Origin of the sequence: Ruegeria sp. HKCCD8929, assembly GCF_013031405.1 — a bacterium.
Lineage (GTDB): Bacteria > Pseudomonadota > Alphaproteobacteria > Rhodobacterales > Rhodobacteraceae > Ruegeria.
This window is the reverse complement of sequence record NZ_WPZY01000007.1, coordinates 80,586-97,363: the sequence shown is the minus strand read 5'-3', so window position 1 is coordinate 97,363 and position 16,778 is coordinate 80,586. Positions and strand designations below refer to the sequence as shown.

General features: G+C 64.3%; 19 protein-coding genes. 16 read left to right on the top strand and 3 right to left on the bottom strand.

Going from position 1 to position 16,778, the window contains the following annotated elements:
* The first annotated feature begins 67 nt into the window (after positions 1-67).
* Genes GOX53_RS12860 through GOX53_RS12840 form a run of 5 tightly spaced genes read left to right on the top strand, consistent with a single transcriptional unit; the run spans position 68 to position 5,078 of the window.
* On the top strand, positions 68-1,258 hold the full coding sequence (locus GOX53_RS12860; protein WP_171176930.1) for an acyl-CoA dehydrogenase family protein: 1,191 nt from the start codon (positions 68-70) through the stop codon (positions 1,256-1,258).
* Positions 1,259-1,262: 4 nt separating this feature from the next.
* Complete coding sequence (locus GOX53_RS12855; RefSeq protein ID WP_171176928.1) at positions 1,263-2,390, top strand: acyl-CoA dehydrogenase family protein; 1,128 nt, start codon at positions 1,263-1,265, stop codon at positions 2,388-2,390.
* Positions 2,371-2,796: a PaaI family thioesterase gene (locus tag GOX53_RS12850; RefSeq protein ID WP_171176926.1), complete on the top strand. Its 426-nt coding sequence runs from the start codon at positions 2,371-2,373 to the stop codon at positions 2,794-2,796. The genes GOX53_RS12855 and GOX53_RS12850 overlap by 20 nt, the downstream gene beginning before the upstream one ends.
* Positions 2,793-3,563 carry an oxepin-CoA hydrolase, alternative type gene (locus GOX53_RS12845; RefSeq protein WP_171176924.1) on the top strand — a complete coding sequence of 257 codons (771 nt, stop codon included), beginning with the start codon at positions 2,793-2,795 and terminating at the stop codon, positions 3,561-3,563. Before GOX53_RS12850 ends, GOX53_RS12845 begins: the two co-directional genes overlap by 4 nt.
* Before the next feature lie 24 nt (positions 3,564-3,587).
* Positions 3,588-5,078, top strand: coding sequence for a class I adenylate-forming enzyme family protein (locus GOX53_RS12840; RefSeq protein ID WP_171176922.1), 1,491 nt, complete (start codon positions 3,588-3,590; stop codon positions 5,076-5,078).
* Positions 5,079-5,223: 145 nt separating this feature from the next.
* Here the strand turns inward: GOX53_RS12840 and GOX53_RS12835 are convergent, their stop codons facing one another.
* Positions 5,224-5,499, bottom strand: a complete 276-nt coding sequence (locus GOX53_RS12835; protein ID WP_171176920.1) for a hypothetical protein — start codon at positions 5,497-5,499, stop codon at positions 5,224-5,226.
* A 504-nt stretch (positions 5,500-6,003) separates the two neighbouring features.
* The gene (rpe, locus tag GOX53_RS12830) at positions 6,004-6,693 is read right to left on the bottom strand and encodes a ribulose-phosphate 3-epimerase (RefSeq protein ID WP_171176918.1); all 690 of its coding nucleotides are present in this window, start codon (positions 6,691-6,693) and stop codon (positions 6,004-6,006) included.
* 174 nt (positions 6,694-6,867) lie between these two features.
* Here rpe and phnC point away from each other — a divergent pair, with 174 nt between their 5' ends.
* The 5 genes from phnC to GOX53_RS12805 all read left to right on the top strand — a co-directional run bounded on the left by phnC (position 6,868) and on the right by GOX53_RS12805 (position 11,575).
* Positions 6,868-7,671 carry a phosphonate ABC transporter ATP-binding protein gene (phnC, locus tag GOX53_RS12825; RefSeq protein ID WP_171176916.1) on the top strand — a complete coding sequence of 268 codons (804 nt, stop codon included), beginning with the start codon at positions 6,868-6,870 and terminating at the stop codon, positions 7,669-7,671.
* Positions 7,672-7,737: 66 nt separating this feature from the next.
* Positions 7,738-8,640 (top strand): phosphonate ABC transporter substrate-binding protein, encoded by a 903-nt coding sequence (gene phnD / locus GOX53_RS12820; protein ID WP_171176915.1) that lies wholly within the window; start codon positions 7,738-7,740, stop codon positions 8,638-8,640.
* 65 nt (positions 8,641-8,705) lie between these two features.
* Complete coding sequence (phnE, locus tag GOX53_RS12815; protein ID WP_171176913.1) at positions 8,706-9,575, top strand: phosphonate ABC transporter, permease protein PhnE; 870 nt, start codon at positions 8,706-8,708, stop codon at positions 9,573-9,575.
* The gene (gene phnE / locus GOX53_RS12810) at positions 9,572-10,939 is read left to right on the top strand and encodes a phosphonate ABC transporter, permease protein PhnE (protein ID WP_171176911.1); all 1,368 of its coding nucleotides are present in this window, start codon (positions 9,572-9,574) and stop codon (positions 10,937-10,939) included. Before phnE (GOX53_RS12815) ends, phnE (GOX53_RS12810) begins: the two co-directional genes overlap by 4 nt.
* Before the next feature lie 21 nt (positions 10,940-10,960).
* Positions 10,961-11,575 (top strand): chloramphenicol acetyltransferase, encoded by a 615-nt coding sequence (locus tag GOX53_RS12805; protein WP_171176909.1) that lies wholly within the window; start codon positions 10,961-10,963, stop codon positions 11,573-11,575.
* A 207-nt stretch (positions 11,576-11,782) separates the two neighbouring features.
* Here the strand turns inward: GOX53_RS12805 and phnF are convergent, their stop codons facing one another.
* On the bottom strand, positions 11,783-12,493 hold the full coding sequence (phnF, locus tag GOX53_RS12800; RefSeq protein ID WP_171176907.1) for a phosphonate metabolism transcriptional regulator PhnF: 711 nt from the start codon (positions 12,491-12,493) through the stop codon (positions 11,783-11,785).
* 103 nt (positions 12,494-12,596) lie between these two features.
* Here phnF and phnG point away from each other — a divergent pair, with 103 nt between their 5' ends.
* The 6 genes from phnG to phnK all read left to right on the top strand — a co-directional run bounded on the left by phnG (position 12,597) and on the right by phnK (position 16,771).
* Positions 12,597-13,055 carry a phosphonate C-P lyase system protein PhnG gene (phnG, locus tag GOX53_RS12795; protein WP_171176905.1) on the top strand — a complete coding sequence of 153 codons (459 nt, stop codon included), beginning with the start codon at positions 12,597-12,599 and terminating at the stop codon, positions 13,053-13,055.
* On the top strand, positions 13,055-13,630 hold the full coding sequence (gene phnH / locus GOX53_RS12790; protein WP_171176904.1) for a phosphonate C-P lyase system protein PhnH: 576 nt from the start codon (positions 13,055-13,057) through the stop codon (positions 13,628-13,630). Before phnG ends, phnH begins: the two co-directional genes overlap by 1 nt.
* A 3-nt stretch (positions 13,631-13,633) precedes the next feature.
* Positions 13,634-14,737, top strand: coding sequence for a carbon-phosphorus lyase complex subunit PhnI (locus GOX53_RS12785; RefSeq protein WP_171176902.1), 1,104 nt, complete (start codon positions 13,634-13,636; stop codon positions 14,735-14,737).
* Positions 14,738-14,804: 67 nt separating this feature from the next.
* The gene (locus GOX53_RS12780; RefSeq protein WP_217351768.1) at positions 14,805-15,146 is read left to right on the top strand and encodes an endonuclease domain-containing protein; all 342 of its coding nucleotides are present in this window, start codon (positions 14,805-14,807) and stop codon (positions 15,144-15,146) included.
* Positions 15,143-16,000, top strand: a complete 858-nt coding sequence (locus tag GOX53_RS12775) for an alpha-D-ribose 1-methylphosphonate 5-phosphate C-P-lyase PhnJ (protein ID WP_171176900.1) — start codon at positions 15,143-15,145, stop codon at positions 15,998-16,000. The genes GOX53_RS12780 and GOX53_RS12775 overlap by 4 nt, the downstream gene beginning before the upstream one ends.
* Positions 16,001-16,771, top strand: coding sequence for a phosphonate C-P lyase system protein PhnK (gene phnK, locus GOX53_RS12770; RefSeq protein WP_171176898.1), 771 nt, complete (start codon positions 16,001-16,003; stop codon positions 16,769-16,771).
* Positions 16,772-16,778 lie beyond the last annotated feature (7 nt).

The following is a 16,778-nucleotide window of genomic DNA, read 5'->3' as shown; positions in this document are numbered from 1 at the left end:
GGCGCGGCCCGGCGCGGGGCGCCGGGCTGGGCATATCCCAACGGGCGTTTTGGGGAGGACAGCAGGGATGGATCTGAGTTACACGGATGAGGAAAAGGCGTTTCGCGAGGAAGTGCGCGCGTTTCTGGCCGAGAAATTGCCCAAGGCGGTCTCGGACAAGGTGCGGGCCGGGATCAGCCTGGGCAAGGAAGGCCATGACGATTGGCACGCGACGCTGAACGAAAAAGGCTGGCTGGCCTTCAACTGGCCGCGCGAATTTGGTGGCGCCGAGTGGAATGCGGTGCAGCGGCATATATTCGAGGAGGAATGCGCGCTGGCCTATGCGCCACGCATCGTGCCCTTTGGTCTGTCGATGCTGGGGCCGGTGCTGCAGAAATTCGGGTCGAAAGCGCAGCAGGACTATTTCCTGCCCCGGATCCTGAATGGCGCGCATTGGTGGTGCCAGGGCTATTCCGAGCCCGGGGCGGGGTCGGATCTGGCCTCGCTGAAGACGCGGGCGGTGCGGGACGGGGACCATTACGTGGTCAACGGGCAGAAGACCTGGACCACGCTGGGCCAGTACGCGAACTGGATCTTCTGTCTGGTGCGCACCGATCCGGAGGCCAAGCAGCAGGAGGGGATCTCGTTCCTGCTGATCGACATGGATACGCCGGGGATCGAGGTGCGGCCCATCGTGCTGCTCGATGGCACGCCGGAAGTGAACGAGGTGTTTTTCGACAATGTGCGGGTGCCGGTCGAAAACCTTGTGGGGGAGGAAAACAAGGGCTGGACCTATGCCAAATACCTGCTGACCCATGAGCGGACGAATATTGCCGGGGTCGGGTTCAGTCAGGCGGGGCTGGATGCGGTCAAACGCATCGCGCGGATCGAAAGCGCGGGTGGCCGCCCGCTGATCGAGAACCCGCATTTCGCCGCCCGGCTGGCGCGGATCGAGATCGACCTGATGGGGATGGCGACGACCAATATGCGGATCATCAGCCAAGCCGCTGCCGGGCAGGCGCCAGGGGTGGAAAGCTCGATGCTGAAGGTGAAGGGCACGACCATCCGGCAGGAAATCAACGATCTGACCCGTCGCGCGGTGGGGCCTTATGCGATGCCGTTTGCGTCGGAGATGATCGAGGGCGACAACGATCCCGTCGGGCCGGACTATGCTGCTCCGGTGGCGGTGCAGTATTTCAACAATCGCAAGCTGTCGATCTTTGGCGGGTCGAACGAGATCCAGCGTGGGATCATCGCCAAGATGAAGATGGGAGGGTAGAGGGATGGATTTCAACCTGACCGAAGAGCGGCGGATGCTGCAGGAGACGCTGCGGCGCTACTTGACCGACCGTTACACAACCGAGGTGCGCAATGGGATCATCTCCAGTGAAGCGGGGCTGAGCGCCGAGATTTGGGCGGAGCTGGCCGAGCTGGGCGTGATCGGGGCGTTGTTTGCGGAAAGTGATGGCGGCTTTGGCGGCGCAGGCTTCGATATCGCCACGGTGTTCGGAGAGCTGGGCCGCGCTGGGGTGGTCGAGCCGTTTCTGGACACCGCCGTGCTGGGTGGCGGGCTGGTTGCGGCGCTGGGCGATGACGGGCAGAAGGCTCTGCTGGGTGATGTGATTGCCGGTGGTCTGCATCTGGCGCTGGCGCATGGCGAACCGGCCAGCCGCTATGATCTGAGCCGGGTGGAGACCTCGGTGCGCGGGGACGGCGACGATGTGGTTCTGAGTGGCCGCAAGGCGGTGGTGATCAATGCCGAGGCCGCCGGGTACCTGATCGTATCGGCGCGCGAAAGCGGCGGGTTTTTCGATCTGGACGGAATTTCGCTGTTCCTTGTGCCCGCAGGGAGCAAGGGTGTGACCCTGCGCGGCTATCCGATGCTGGCTGGCGGCCGCGCGGCGGAGCTGGTGCTGGACGAGGTGCGGTTGCCGGGGACGGCGCGGCTGGGCGAAGCGGGCAAGGGCTTTGCGCCGCTCATGGACGCGGTGGCCGCCGCCAATGTAGCACTGGCGGCCGAGACGGTGGGGGCGATGGAAAGCGCGGTGGAGCTGACCCGCGCGTACCTGATGACCCGCAAGCAGTTCGGGCGGCCTATCGGGACGTTTCAGGCGCTGCAGCACCGGTTTGCGGATCTGCTGATCGAGCTGGAGCAGGCGCGCTCAGCCGTAATCAATGCGGCGGGGCATCTGGAGGCGCCGGACCGGGATCGCCAGATCGCCGCCGCCCGCAACCTGATCGCGCGGGCGGGCAGGCTGGTGGCCGAGGAGGCGATCCAGATGCATGGCGGCATTGCGATGACACAGGAGTACGAGCTGGCGCATATCGCCAAGCGCATCGTGATGGCCGAGCACCGGTTCGGGGACGCGGATTATCATCTGGAGCGGTTCATTGCACTCAGCGCAGCATGAAGGGGGGCGCCCGAACGTCAGGCGCTCGGGCTGTCAGAACGCGGTAGGGTTCGAGATCGACCTGTCGGACCCGGAGGGCCACGCGCGGTGCCACTTGCAGATCGGGCCGCAGCACCTAAACAGTCAGCAGGTCCTGCATGGCGGCATCATCGCGATGTTGCTGGACGTGGCCTGCGGTAACGCGGCCTCGGCCTGGTTCGACCGGGCGGAGCATCCGATGGTGCTGACCGTGTCGCTCAACACCAGCTACGTTGCGGCGGTGTGCGAGGGAGTGGTGACGGCTACGGGGCGTCCGGCGGGGGGCGGGCGCAAGCTGGTGCATGTGAACGGTGAGTTGCGTCAGGACGACGGCACTCTGGTCGCGACCGCGACCGGTGTGTTCAAGCGCCGGGCACTGGCGCCGTGACGCTGGCGCGGGTTGAAGATCTGGGCGACCGGCTGGTGGTCGTCAACAGGAACGCCGCCCGGCGCGGGGCGCTGTCTGCGGATCTATACGCGGCCATTCGCCATGCGATGGAGAAGGCCGTCGAGCCGCGTATTCGGGCGGTTATCCTGACCGCCGAGGGCGGGTTCTTCTGCGCTGGGGGCGATCTGAATGTGCTGATCGAACGCCGCAAGCTGACCGAGGCCGAGCGGCGGGACAAGGTGGATGATCTGCATGATCTGGTGCGTCTGATCCGCGCGTGCCCCGTGTCGGTGATTGCGGCGGTCGAAGGCGGTGCGGCGGGGGCCGGGGTCTCGCTGGCGCTGGCCTGCGATCTGCTGGTGGCCGCTGAAGGAGCGCGGTTCACGGCGGCCTATGTCAGGGCGGGGCTGGTGCCCGATGCAGGGCTGACCTCGGCTCTGGCTCGGATGGTGCCGCGTCAACTGGCGATGGAGATGTGTTTGCTGGCACGTCCCGTCTCTGCCGAGCGGATGGCGGAGCTGGGTGTGGTCAATGCCGTGGTTCCGGCGGGTGAGGTGGATGCGGCGGCACACGCGCTGGCCGATGAACTGGCCTGGGGGCCGCGCGCGGCGCAGGGCGTGATCCGGGGGCTGGTGGCGCAGGCCTATGAGGTACCCGAGGCCCGGCAGCTCGATGCCGAACGCGACGCCATGGCCCGCGCGGCGGGCGGCGAGGAGGCTGCCGAGGGGATTGCGGCGTTTCTGGAGAAGCGACCACCGGAGTTCTGAAGCGCCGAGGGAAGGGGTCCGACGATGGAGAAATGGCACGACTACCCGGATGCGCAGATCGCCGCGCGCCCCGATGCGCTGGCCTTTTCCGACGATGGAGGCGCGGACTGGACCTATGCGCAGCTTGGGGCGGCCATCGCGGCGCTTGAGGCAGAGCTGCGCGCGGCCGGGGCCCGCCCCGGCGACCGCGTCATGATCCTGACCGAGAATTGCTGCGCGGCCATTGCCGCTCTGTTCGCCTGTTCCCGGATCGGGGCTTGCGCCTTGCCCGTCAACGCACGCCAGACTGACACGGAGCTGCAGCGGATCGTGGATCATGCGCGCCCTGTTGCGGCCCTGTTCACCTCCGCCGCCTCGCCCGATGCGCTGGCCCATGCCGGGCGGTTTACGGCCCGGGAGGCGTCCGGTGCCTTCGGCAGGATGCATCTGGCCACGCCTTTCCCCAGTGATCCCGATCCGGAATTGCAGGACGTGGCGGTGATGCTGTTCACCACCGGAACCACTGGCACACCCAAGGGGGTGATGCTAACGCACGGCAACCTGTTGTTTGGAGGGAGCGCGTCGGCAGAGTTGCGGGGGATGACGATGGAGGATGTGATCTACGGCGTGCTGCCGATCACCCATGTCTTCGGTCTGGCCTCGGTGGTGACGGCGGCGACCTGTGTGGGCGCGCCGGTGCGGCTTGAGGCCCGGTTCACGGTGGCCCGGACCTATCGCGCGCTGACCTCGGGCGTGACCCTGTTCTCGGCGGTGCCGCAGATGCATGCGCTGCTGATGCAGTACACGAAAGAGCAGGGGTACGACCGCCTGCCCGGCGGCACGCTGCGCTATACCTCCTCGGGGGCGGCTCCGCTGGATCCGGCGTGGAAGCGCAAGGCCGAGGCGTTTTATGGGGTTGCCCTGCAGAACGGCTATGGCCTGACCGAAAGCACCGCCGGGGTCTGCGCGTCGCGCAACGGGATCGGCGATCCCGACATCTCGGTCGGCCCGCCGCTGCCCGGCGTGGAGGTGAAGCTGGACGAGACGGTGGCCGGGGGTGGCAAGGGTGTTGGCGAGGTGCTGACCCGGGGGGCTCACGTGATGAAGGGCTATTACCGCAACCCCGAGGCCACGGCGGCGTCGTTGCAGGATGGCTGGCTGCGGACGGGCGATCTGGGGTATTTCGACGGCAGGGAGCATCTGCACATCGCCGGGCGCTGCAAGGAACTGATCATCCATGGCGGGTTCAACGTCTACCCGCCCGAAGTGGAGGCGGCGCTGAACGACCACCCGCAGGTCATCCAGTCGGCGGTCGTGGGGCAGATGGTGGCCGGGGACGAAAAGGTGGTGGCTTTCGTGCAGGTCGAGGAAGGGGACGCGCCGTCTGCGGAAGAACTGCGCGCCTTTGCCGCCGAACGGTTGGCAGGCTACAAGCGCCCGAGCCGGATCGTCGTTGCCACGGACCTGCCCGCCGCGCCCACCGGCAAGATCCTCAAGCACAGGCTCCTGGATGTCTTCGCGGATCGGCTGGAGTGAGCCCGAACTGTTAATTTGATTTTGTGCTGTGCGCGCACGCAGTACAGAAATTGCTGCGCTGTGCGTCGGCAATGATGGACGCGGCAGATTAAAAGAAACGCCCCCGAAGGAGCGTTTCCGATTTGCTGTGCCAAAGCACCCGCGATTACCTGCGGGGCGGTGGATAGCTCAGATCATCCGGCGAGACGACATCGTACCCCATCGACGCCCCAAACGCAGCCGATGCCGAACCCGGCCAGGCAATCCATTTCACGTCGTAGAAGAGCTTGTCCGGATCGAAATTCAGAACCGGTACATCATCGTCATCATCCGATGACGACGCACTGAAGGTGACATCGCCGTCGATGATGAACTGGCCATGCAGCTTGGTATCGCCTTTGATCTTACTCATTTTCATCGGAACAAAATATTCCTGTGGCATCGTGTAATTTCCTTTCGCTGAAAAGTCGCAGCCCTTAAAATATAGTTGGGCGAGCAGAGTGTAAGGGCAGAGGGGTCGGCGCGACCAGTCAGGGAAACCATACCTGCACTGGTTGTGTCTCAGGTTTTGTGGGAATTGTAGGGTGGGTGAAACCCACGCATTGCCAGCAAAGGCTCGCAGCTCTGTTGTATGACCTGACTGCGGAGAAGTTACAGTCGCGGTGAGGCTATAAATCGACGCTTGCGAACGACCAGTTCGGTGACATGCTCTGCGTTGCACCAAATTGTGTGCCGCGCCTGCGAACGGATTCTGCGACAGCGAAGACATTAAACGAATGACGGCAAAGCCCGCTTAGCCGACGTCAGGTCAGAACTTCTTGACGCTTGGGTCACAATTGGCTGACTCACCGCGCCTGTGGCGCGGTGCCGGGCCCAACGGGAGGAGATGTCCCGTAAGGGAGATCGACGACGGGCGAGAGCGCTCCGGGTCTCGGAAACCTCTGGATCAGGCCCAGACGCCCTCGGCGGCGGCTCGGATCGAGCGGATGTTCTCGCCGTAGACGCTGGGGTCGGAGACCGAGCCGCCCTTGAACACGGCAGATCCCGCCACCAGCACGTCCGCCCCGGCCTGTGCCACCTGCGGCGCGGTGTTGGGATCAACGCCGCCGTCGATCTCGATATGCACCGGGCGGTCGCCGATCATCTCGCGCAACCGGCGGATCTTGGCGGTCATGTCGATGAATTTCTGCCCGCCGAAGCCCGGGTTCACTGTCATCACGCAGATTAGATCGGTCAGGTCCAGCAGATGTGCCACCGCCTCGGCCGGGGTGCCGGGGTTCAGCGCCATGCCGGCCTTCATCCCCGCCGCGCGGATCGCCTGCAGCGTGCGGTGGATATGCGGACCAGCTTCGACATGCGCTGTCAGCACGTCCGCACCCGCATCGGCGTAGGCGTCGATGTAAGGATCGACCGGCGCGATCATCAGATGCACGTCCATCACCGTTTTCACATGCGGGCGGAACGCCTTGACCGCCATCGGGCCGAAGGTCAGGTTCGGCACGAAATGCCCGTCCATCACGTCCACATGGACCCAATCGGCGCCCTGCGCCTCGATGGCCTGGATCTCCTGGCCGAAATTGGCGAAATCGGCGGACAGGATCGACGGGGCGATCTTGATCTTGTGGTCAAAGCTCATGGACAGCCTCATGCATGAGAGAGAGTCGGGTGCGCGTATACCCGCGATCTGGGCCGAAGGGTAGGCCCGGCGGCGGAGATCGCTGAGGGGCGTTACAAAACTTTCACCGCGCTGACACATGAGGTTTGAGTCCGTGTCTTAGGCCACCGCCCAACAAGACCGGGGGGGTGGCACGTGCTGCGCATCGACAGACTGACGAAGCGGTTCGGCGAGAACGTGGCAGTGGATGCCGCGACGCTTGACGTGGACAAGCCCTGCATGATCGGGATCATCGGCCGGTCGGGGGCGGGCAAATCGACGCTCTTGCGGATGATCAACCGGCTGACCGATGCCTCGGAGGGGCGCATCCTCTTTGAGGACCGCGATGTTACGCTGTTGAAAGGCCGCGACAAGCGTGCTTGGCAGGCCGATTGCGCGATGATCTTTCAGCAGTTCAATTTGGTGCCGCGCATGGATGTGGTGTCCAACGTTCTGCATGGCACGCTCAACCGGCGCTCGAAGTTGGCGACCGTGTTCAACCTGTTTCCGATGGCGGATATCCACCGCGCGATCGACATCCTCGACCGTCTGGGCATCGCCGAACACGCGCCCAAACGGGCCGAGGCGCTGTCGGGTGGCCAGCAGCAGCGCGTCGCTATTGCTCGCGCCCTGATGCAGGACCCCAGGATCATTCTGGCGGATGAGCCCATCGCTTCGCTCGATCCGATGAACGCGCAGGTGGTGATGCAGGCCCTGCGCCGCATCCACGAGGAGGATGGCCGCACCGTCATTGCCAACTTGCACACGCTGGACACCGCGCGGCGCTATTGCGACCGGGTGGTGGGTATGCGTGACGGGCGCATCGTGTTCGATGGTCTGCCCGAGCAGTTGACCACCGGCGTCGCGCGCGAGATCTATGGCGCCGACGCCAGCTTTTCCGAGGCCGCGACGTCGACCGAGATCGACAGGCCCGACGCGCCGGTTCCGGAAACCGTCTGAGCCTACCCCCGCCTTTCATCGCCCGGCCCGGTGAGAGGCCGGGGCAACCAAACCGGAGAGAGACAGATGAAGAAACTGATTGCAGCCCTTGTGGCGACCACCGCCTTGGCAGGCCCTGCCGTGGCCGAAGAAATCACGGAGTTCCGCATCGGTATTCTGGGCGGTGAAAACGCTCAGGACCGTCTTAACAACAATGAATGCTTGCGCCAGTACACCGAGGAAGAACTGGGGGTCGAGACCAAGCTGTTCGCGCCCGCCGACTATAACGGTGTGATTCAGGGTCTGCTGGGCGGCACCATCGACATGGCGTGGCTGGGCGCCTCGGGCTATGCCAAGACCTATCTGAGCGATCCCGAAGCGGTTGAGCCGGTTCTGGTCAAGGTCAACACCGATGGCGGTTACGGGTATTACTCGGTGGGTTTTGCGCGCAAGGACAGCGGCATCGCCTCGCTGGCGGACATGAAGGGCAAGGCCTTTGGCTTTGGCGATCCGAACTCGACCAGCGGCTATCTGATCCCCTCCATCGAGATCCCGCAGGCCACTGGTGCGAGCATGGAGCCGGGCAAGTATTTCGGAGACGTGAAATTCACCGGCGGGCACGAGCAGACCATCGTTGCGGTGAACAACGGCGATGTGGATGGCGGCGTGACTTGGGCCGATGGCCTGGGTGAGTGGGAAGACGGGTTCAACTCGGGCGCCCTGCGCCGCGCGGTGGATGCCGGTCTGGTCGACATGAACGATCTGGTGATGATCTGGCAGTCCAAGCCAATCCCCGAAGGTCCGGTGGTGCTGCGCACCGCGCTGCCCGAGGACGTCAAGGAGAAGATGACCGCGTTGATGGCCGGGCTGGCCGACAAGGACCGCGAGTGTTTCTACGGTGTCGCGGCGGGTGAGGCCAAGGCGTTCGAGCCGATCACGCATGAGGCCTATGAGATCATCATCGAAGCCCGCAAGCTGAAGTCGAACTGAGGCCTGCGCCTCAATTTGCAGGGTCCGGCCTGAGCGCCGGGCCCTGCCCTTCTCGGGAGTATTCCATGACAGACCTGACCGCGGGTGCCGCGCGCCTCGCCCGAATCCGCGAGGACTATACCGCGCTCACACGGCGCAAGCGGGTCTATGGCAGTATCCTCCTGATCCTGTTCGTTGCCCTGATGGCGGCCGGGTTCCGCACGGCGGACGCGCGCAATGCGGGCAGTTTTGCCGATGGTTGGCGGCGTATCCTCGATTACCCTTCCGAGGTGCTGGCCGAGGCCTGGGCCGAGATAGGACAGTTGCCCGCGCATCTGGCGCATTTCCTTCCGGCGCTGATCGAGACGCTGAACATCGCCGCCGCCTCGACCCTGATCGGTTTGATCGCCGGCACCTTCCTGGCGCTGATGTCCACGCGGGGCATGGCGCTCTGGCCCGCGCTGATCCCGCTGTTTCGCCGCATCTCGGATATCTGCCGCGCCATCCCCGAGATCGTCATTGCACTGGTGCTGATCTTCGTGCTGGGCGGCGGCCCGGTCCCGGCCATGATCGCCATCGCCATCCATACGGCGGGCGCGCTGGGCAAGCTGTTTTCCGAGGTGAACGAGAACGCATCATTGAAGCCGGTCGAGGGGCTGCAATCCGTCGGCGCCAACTGGTCCCAGCGCATGTATCTGGGGGTGATCCCGCAGGTGGGTCCGAACTATGTCAGCTATGCGCTGCTGCGGTTCGAGATCAATATCCGCGCCTCGGCCATCCTCGGCTTCGTCGGTGCGGGCGGCATCGGGTATGAGCTGCGCAATGCCATGTCCTGGGGGCAGGGGCGTTACGATGAGGCCGCCGCCATCTTCCTCCTGCTTTTCGTCACCATCGTCGTGGTGGACCAGATCTCGGGCCATCTGCGCGACCGCCTGGCCCATGGGGTGAAGGCATGAGCAGTTTCGCAACCGACCTGTCCACCGATGCGCTGAAGCTGGAGGCCGGGCGTTTGTTCGCCCGCAAGCGGCTGCTGAATTTCGGCCTGCCTGCGCTGGTGCTGATCTATCTGATCTATATCTTCTTCGCCTTCGATGTTCCCGGGCTGTATGACGGCGCAAGCTGGAAGAACGGCAGGACGCTGGTGTCCGACAGCTACAGCTACAAGACCCATGTGACCCGCGACAATCGTTCGGGCGTGGTCTCGGTTGCCATCGAAGGCGAGCGCATGGGCGCGTATCCCGAGGGTATGACGCCGGATTGGGTGGCGCTTGGGGACACTGCCGTTGTCGATCTGGAAGGCGGTCATGTGGTGCGGTTTGGCGCTGGGACGGTGGAGTATGACATTCCCGGCTATGGCACCGTGCGAGCCACGCCCAACCGGTCGGCGGGCGTGCAGGCCGAGTTGCCGCCAGGCGCGGTGCCTGCGTGGATCAATGTCTCGAAAAACCGGCTGGCGATCACCACTGATGCGGGCCGCCTGACCGTCACCCGCAACCGGGCGGAGGTGTTCCGCTATTTCGCCGGGTGGGAGCTGTTCTGGTTCACCCTCGACAGCCCCTATCACGGCAAATCCCTGCTCGAGGTTATGCGGCTTGCGGCAAGCGGCGAGGGCGGGGCGATCTGGCGCGACTTTTGGAACAACGCCATGTGGCGGCACAAGGACGTGGCCTGGGCGATTTTCGAGACCATCCTGATGGCCTTTCTCGGCACGCTGGGTGCGGGGATCGTGGCTTTGCCGCTGGCGTTCCTCGCCACCCGCAACTTCAACCCGTTTCGGTCGGTGCGGTTTGCCATGCGCCGAGTGTTCGACTTCGTGCGCGGGGTCGATGCGCTGATCTGGACCGTGGTGCTAGCCCGCGCCTTTGGCCCCGGCCCGCTGACCGGGGCTCTGGCGATCCTGATCACCGATACAGGCACGTTCGGCAAGATCTTCTCGGAAGCGTTGGAGAATGTGGACCGGAAGCAGATCGAGGGGGTGCAGTCCACCGGCGCCAACGCGCCGCAGCGCTACCGCTTTGGCGTGATCCCGCAGATCACGCCGGTGTTGCTCAGCCAGTTGCTCTATTTCCTCGAATCCAACACCCGCAGCGCCACTATCATCGGGGCGATCACCGGGGGCGGGATAGGGTTGCTGCTGACGCAGGCGATCATCACCCAGAAGGACTGGGAAGAGGTGGCCTATTACATCGTGCTCATCATCCTGATGGTGATGCTGATGGACTGGTTCTCGGGGTGGCTGCGCAGGCGGTTGATCCGGGGTGAGGGTCGGGCACGTCGCAGGCCGCGCGATCCGAAGGCCAGGCGCTTCCTGTTGCCGTAATCGAGTTTGAGGGCAGAGCCGATGGCGCGTTTGCGATCCGACCAGCCGTTCATCCACCCTGATTGTCAGATCACCGACAGTTCCTTTGGCGAATATGTCGAGATCGGTGCGGGCAGCCGGATCGCCAACACCGTGTTCGGAGACTATTCCTATTGTGACCGGACCTGCGACATCGCCAATGCACGTATCGGCAAGTTCGCCAATATCGCCAGCTTCACCCGGATCGGGGCGACGGATCACCCGATGGAGAAAGCCTCTCTGCACCATTTCCACTATCGGTCCGCGGATTATTGGGACGACGCGGAGCATGATGCGGACTGGTTCGCGCATCGGTCCGGGCGGACGGCATATGTGGGCCACGACACTTGGATCGGCCATGCAGCGATCATCAAGCCTGAGGTCACCATCGGCCATGGCGCAGTGGTGGCGTCGGGCGCCATCGTGGCCCGGGACGTGCCGCCATACACGATTGTGGCGGGCGTGCCGGCCAAGCCGATCCGCCGCCGGTTTTCTGAAGGCACAGCCGAGCGCATGATGGCGCTGGCCTGGTGGAATTGGGACAATGCTCGCTTGCATGTGGCTCTGTCGGATTTTCGAAGCATGCGCGCCGAAGAGTTCCTCGAAAAATACGAGTGATCAAGCCCTCATACCGCGCGGAGGGTTACAGTGATCAATCCGATGGGGCTCCCGCGCCCGCAGGATCATCGGCTGCGCCGATGATCCTTGGCAGCCTTGGGCCCGGCACCGCGCATTGCGCGGTGCCGGGCCCAACTGGCTGAGGTCTCCGCAAGGAGGCCGAAGGCAGGCGGGAGCACTTCCGATCCCGTGAACGGATCGTTTGGATCAGCTGTCGGTCAGGGTCAGGGTTACCCGCTCGCCCGCAAACCAGGTGCGGCCATACTCCACCGGCACGCCGTTGGGATCCGCATTGATACCAACCGAATGCAGCACCGGTGCCCCTTCGGTGAGGCGCAGATGCAGGGCCTGGGTGGCGCTGGCCTGACGGGCGGTCAGGCGGGTCGAGATGCGGGTGTAATCGGCGATGCCGTTCATCTGCAGCGCTTTCGTCACCGATTGGGTCTCGGTCAGCGCGCTGAGCAGGTCGGGAAAGCGGGCGGCGGGGAAGACGCTTTGGAACACGGCAATGGGTTGGCCGTCGGCCAGGGACAGGCCGTCATAGACATGGACTGGATCGCCGGGGCTCAGCTCCAGCGCTTCGGCCTCGGCCTCATCCGCCGCGTGGGTGGTCAGCGATAGGATCTTCTTGCCCGGGATCTTGCCGCTGGCCGAGATGTTCTGGTGATAGCGCACCCGCTTGCCGATCGGATATTCCGTCGGTCGCGCCGCCACGAACACACCCGCACCGCGCCGGGCATGGACCAGGCCCTGTTCCGCCATCTCCGCCAGCGCCCGCCGTACAGTGTGGCGGTTCACGCCGTGGGTTGCGGACAATTGCGCTTCGGTCGGCAGGCGGTCTCCGGTGCCATAGCGCCCCTCGGCGATGTCCGAGGTCAAGCTGAGCGCGATGCTTTTCCAGACGGGTGTGCGGCTCATGTCATCAAAACTTCACGGGCAGGTGGATTGCGCGATTGCCTCGGGAGGCGTATGATTTGTCTAGTTGTATAGTTTATGTAGACAACCGGGCCAAGAGGCTTTCATGGCAAACGAGACGGAAATCGACGCTGAAGTGCGCAGAGGTTGGATGAGCCTGCTGGCCAAGGCCCCCGAAAGCGCGCTGATGGCGTTGTGGGGGGAAGTGTCGGAACGCCCCGCCTTCGAATGGCTGCGCGCGCCCGAGGTGGGTGGCGTGATGGTGCGGGGCCGCATGGGCGGCACCGGCGCGGCCTTCAATCTGGGCGAGATGACGGTGACGCGCTGTTCGCTGGTGCTGGCGGATGGGACCGTCGGGCATGGCTACGTGCAGGGCCGCTCCAAACCCAAGGCCGAGGCTGCGGCGCTGATCGATGCGCTGATGCAGACCGGGGCGGCGGCCTCGGTACGGGCCGTCGTGCTTGACCCGCTGGCCGGACAGATGCGTGCGGCCAAGGCAGCGCGGGCGGCCAAGGCGGCTGCCACCAAGGTCGAATTCTTTACCATGGTGCGGGGAGAGGACTGATGAGCGCGCAAACCCAATTCTCTGGCGGTTTCCGCAATGCGCCATTGGATGCGGCCCATGCCTTTCGCGCTGCGATGACGGTGATGTCGCGGCCCGGCGAGATCCGTGAATTGACCGGAGCCGTACCCCCGGAGCCCCTGTCCGTGGCGGCGGGAACGCTGCTGCTGACCCTCTGCGATCCGGAGACCGGCATTTATCTGGCTTGTGAGATCGACACGGCAGAGGTGCGACAATGGCTGGCCTTTCATACCGGGGCTCCGTTCGTGACCGCTGCCGAGGCCGATTTCGCGGTTGGCCGCTGGGGAGCGCTGGTGCCGCTTGATGCCTACCGCATCGGCACACCGGAATACCCCGATCGGTCCGCGACGCTGATCGTGGAATGCGATGCGCTGGCGCAATCCGGCGCGGTGCTGCGTGGCCCCGGTATAAGAGACAGCGCCCGCCTGTCGCTGCCGGATATCCCGGTGATGCAGGCCAACGCGGCGCTCTACCCGCTGGGCTGCGATTTCTTCCTGACCGGTGGCACTCAGGTCGCGGCCCTGCCACGCAGCACTCAGATCATTGCGGAGGGCTGAGCGATGTATGTTGCTGTCAAAGGCGGTGAGACCGCCATTGAGAACGCTCATGCCTGGTTGGCCGAGGAGCGGCGTGGGGATACCGATGTCGCCGAACTCAGTTTGGCCCAGATCCGAGAGCAGTTGGGCCTTGCCGTCAACCGGGTGATGGCCGAGGGCTCGCTTTACGACCCGGATCTTGCCGCGCTGGCGATCAAGCAGGCGCGGGGCGATCTGATCGAGGCCATTTTCCTGATCCGCGCCTACCGCACCACGCTGCCGCGATTTGGCTACACGCAGCCCGTCGAGACCGGCGAGATGGCCTGCGACCGCCGCATCTCGGCCACCTTCAAGGACGCGCCGGGCGGGCAGGTTCTGGGGCCGACCTTCGACTACACGCATCGGCTGCTGGATTTCAAACTGGCCGCCGAAGGTGAGGTGCCGCCTGCCGCCGCCGCTGAACCGCGCGAAGAGCGGACACCGCATATCAGCGAGTTCCTGCAGGGCGAGGATATCATTCAGAGTGAACCCGAAAGCGATGCAGTCCCCGGTGACCTCACGCGCGAACCGATGGAGTTTCCGTCAAACCGGCCGCTTCGGCTGCAGTCGCTGACACGGGGGGATGAGGGGTTTGTCCTTGGCATGGCCTACTCGACCCAGCGCGGCTATGCGCGCAACCATGCCTTCGTGGGCGAGTTGCGGATCGGCAAGGTCGCGGTCGAGATGGAGGTCCCGGAACTGGGCTTTGCCATCGAGATCGGTGAGATCGAACTGACCGAATGCGAGACGGTAAACCAGTTCAAGGGGTCAAAGACCGAGCCGCCTCAGTTCACCCGGGGCTATGGTCTGGTTTTTGGCCAGTCCGAGCGGAAATCCATCGCCATGGCGCTGGTGGACCGGGCGCTGCGTTGGGAGGAACTGGGCGAGGACGATCTGGGTGCACCGGCGCAGGATGAGGAGTTTGTCCTGAGCCACGCAGACAACATTCAGGCGACCGGGTTTCTCGAACATATCAAGCTGCCGCATTACGTGGATTTCCAGTCCGAGCTGGAACTGGTGCGCAAGTTGCGGCGTGAAGCCGAGGCGCGGGTGGCGAGTGGTGCCGATGTTCCGGAGGCGGCGGAATGACCGCGATGTTGCAGCCCCTCACCCTAACCCTCTCCCCTTGGGGGAGAGGGTTAGGGTGAGGGGAAGTATGCGTCAGAACATGTTGCAGACGGCCAGGGCACGGCAATTGCGGCGGGATCAGACCGAAGCGGAGAAACGGTTGTGGTTTGCGTTGCGGGCGCGGCGGTTTCGGGGCCTGAAATTCCGCCGTCAGGTTCCGATCGGCCCTTACATCGTGGATTTCCTCTGCGCCGAGAGAATGCTCGTGGTCGAGGCGGATGGCGGGCAGCATGCAGACGCCCTGACCGACCAGCGCCGCGATCAGTGGCTTGAGGGACAAGGGTTTCGCGTCCTGCGATTTTGGAATTCCGATATCCTGACCAACCTGCCGGGTGTGCTGGCCCGGCTCTCAGATGAGATCGAGAGATGAGCGAGTACAACTTCGCCTATTTGGACGAGCAGACCAAACGGATGATCCGGAGGGCCATTCTCAAGGGGCTTGCCGTGCCAGGTTATCAGGTGCCGTTTGCCAGCCGTGAGATGCCGATGCCTTATGGTTGGGGGACCGGCGGGGTGCAGGTTTCGGCGGCAACTCTGACGCCGGATGATACGTTCAAGGTGATCGATCAGGGGGCTGACGATACCACCAACGCGGTGTCGATCCGCAAGTTCTTTGAGAACACCGCCGGGGTGGCCACGACCGAAGAGACCGAGAAGGCCACGGTGATACAAACCCGCCACCGCATTCCCGAGGCGCCGCTGACCGAGGAGCAGATCCTCGTCTATCAAGTGCCGATCCCCGAACCGCTGCGTTTTCTGGAGCCGCGCGAGACCGAGACCCGCAAGATGCACGCGCTTGAGGAATACGGGCTGATGCATGTGAAGCTCTATGAGGATATCAGCCAGCACGGCGCCATCTCGACCGCGTATGCCTATCCGGTGCGGGTGGCGGACCGGTATGTGATGGACCCGTCGCCGATCCCGAAATTCGACAACCCGAAGATGGAGATGGCGGCCATTCAGTTGTTCGGTGCTGGGCGCGAGCAGCGGATCTATGCCCTACCACCTTACACCAAGGTGGTCAGTCTGGATTTTGAGGATCACCCCTTTGAACCGACCAAGGCCGATCATCCCTGTGACCTGTGTGCCGCCGAGGACAGCTATCTGGACGAGGTGATCATGGATGATGCGGGCAGCCGGATGTTTGTCTGCTCGGACACCGATTATTGCCGTGCGCGCCGCGAGGCGGGGCATGTGGGACGCATGGGTCGGGAGGACGCATAGATGACGCCGTTGTTGCAAGTGAAGGGCATCGAAAAGCGTTATGGCGCGCGGATCGGCTGCGCGGAGGTGAGCTTTGACCTCTATCCCGGCGAGGTGATGGGAATCGTGGGCGAAAGTGGCTCGGGCAAGTCGACGCTGCTCAACTGTCTGGCGGGGCATCTGGAGCCCGATGCGGGGCAGGTGATCTTTGACACCCGTGCTGACGGGCCGGTGGATACCGTCACCATGTCCGAGCCCGAACGCCGGATGCTGGGGCGCACCGACTGGGCCTTTGTGCATCAGCACGCGCGCGACGGGTTGCGTTTGTCGGTCAGTGCGGGCGGCAATATCGGTGAGCGGCTGATGGCCGTCGGCGATCGCCACTATGGGCATATCCGGGAGAGGGCGCTGGACTGGCTGGGCCGGGTCGAGATCGACGAAACCCGCGTCGATGACCGCCCCACAGCTTTTTCCGGCGGTATGCAGCAGCGGTTGCAGATCGCGCGTAATCTGGTGACCGGGCCGCGGCTGGTGTTCATGGATGAGCCGACGGGGGGCCTGGATGTCTCGGTTCAGGCGCGGCTGCTGGACCTGTTGCGCGGGCTGGTGCGCGAGATGGGGTTGAGCGCCATCATCGTGACCCATGATCTGGCGGTGGTGCGGCTGCTGGCCGACCGGCTGATGGTGATGAAGGATGGCCGCGTGGTCGAGGCCGGGCTGACCGATCAGGTGCTGGACGATCCGCAGCATGCCTATACACAGCTGCTTGTGTCGAGCGTTCTGCAGGTTTGAGTATTTG